The organism is Okeania hirsuta (genome assembly GCF_003838195.1).
In the GTDB taxonomy this organism is placed as follows: domain Bacteria; phylum Cyanobacteriota; class Cyanobacteriia; order Cyanobacteriales; family Microcoleaceae; genus Okeania; species Okeania hirsuta.
Genome location: NZ_RCBY01000590.1, coordinates 1 through 1,271 on the forward strand (window position 1 = coordinate 1; position 1,271 = coordinate 1,271).

2 protein-coding genes are annotated in these 1,271 nt (G+C 53.4%); one reads left to right on the forward strand and one right to left on the reverse strand.

Annotated features, from left to right (window positions below):
- Positions 1-15: 15 nt before the first annotated feature.
- On the reverse strand, positions 16-690 hold the full coding sequence (locus D5R40_RS33080) for an alpha/beta hydrolase family protein (protein ID WP_161565185.1): 675 nt from the start codon (positions 688-690) through the stop codon (positions 16-18).
- 62 nt (positions 691-752) lie between these two features.
- Between D5R40_RS33080 and D5R40_RS33085 the strand changes: the two genes are divergently transcribed.
- Positions 753-1,241 carry an amidohydrolase family protein gene (locus tag D5R40_RS33085; RefSeq protein WP_124155897.1) on the forward strand — a complete coding sequence of 163 codons (489 nt, stop codon included), beginning with the start codon at positions 753-755 and terminating at the stop codon, positions 1,239-1,241.
- Positions 1,242-1,271 lie beyond the last annotated feature (30 nt).

Below are 1,271 nucleotides of genomic sequence, written 5' to 3' on the forward strand. Positions count from 1 at the left end.
TGCGTATCTCTTCCTTTACTCGCTCATAAGCGCGTCGAACCAATCAAGCATGTCTCTCGGATTGTCAGCAAACCAGTTATATCCATCGAAACGATGGGTCGGCTCTTCCAACCAGTACATTTCCTTCTCAACCGGCATGTTCTCAAACAGCTCACCCACGAAAGCCAAATTTGTATTTGGGTCTTGTCGTGCTTGGACCAGTCGTGTGGGAACCGCCGTGAACTTCGCCGCGTCTTCAATATTCGCTCGAAGCGGATACCCGCCGGATCGTTCCTGGTATGAGCGCTCCGCCGCCTGATACAATTCGTCCGGTACACCGAGTGATTTCAGATAGTCGCCATTGCTCAAAGGCTGCAAGGCAACCATTGCCTTAACACCATTGTTCCTGAAAACCTCCTGGTCTTCCTCCATGGCGAAGAAGGATGTGTTGGCACCATAACAATAGCTCAAGAGACCGATGTCTTTCCCACGGGTTGTCGCCTCGGAGGCGACGTACTCTATCGCGGCGATCACATCAAAGCGCTCTCCATGACCACCGGTGCCGACCCCGAGCTCTGTCTTGTCGCTTTCGCCATGGTTTCGAAGGTCATACATCAACACGCCATAGCCGGCGTCAACCAGGCGCTTCGCGACTTTTGCGAACTCAATCTCCTGGTCATAGGGGACAGAGCCTTCCGGCTGATGCCTCAACTGGTACCCAAATCGGTTAGCGCGATACCCAAAATGGGTCACCGCGCACGCCGTCGCCGCAGATGTTGCAGCCCTTCACCAAATATCCAGGACTGGCAGCCGCCACATACGGGTTCAACGTAGAGACGTGCCTGCACGCGATCAGGCTCATTCTATCGGGCGTCTTTGATGACTTTCCGTCTCTGAAAATCGTGCTGGGCCATATGGGCGAAGGCCTGCTCTTTTGGATTGACCGCATAGACAATCGCACGGCGTTTATACAAACAGGCCCGGGTGAAAAGCTTCGCGACCTGAAAAAGCGGCCAAGTGACTATGTGCGTGAGAATTTCTACGTCACGTCGAGCGGCATGAATTATAAGCCTCAGCTAATGTTCGCCCGTGAGATGATCGGCGCTGATCGCATCATGTTTGCTACTGACTACCCGATGGAGGATGTCGGGCACGCGGTCGAGATGTTGGATACCGCGCCGATCAGCGATGAAGAGCGGCTCAAAATCTATCAGACAAATGCAGAGCAGGTTTTTGGCCTGGGTGAAACTGCGTCAAGATGATGTCGTCCTGCAATCAAAAGGACTTGCAGT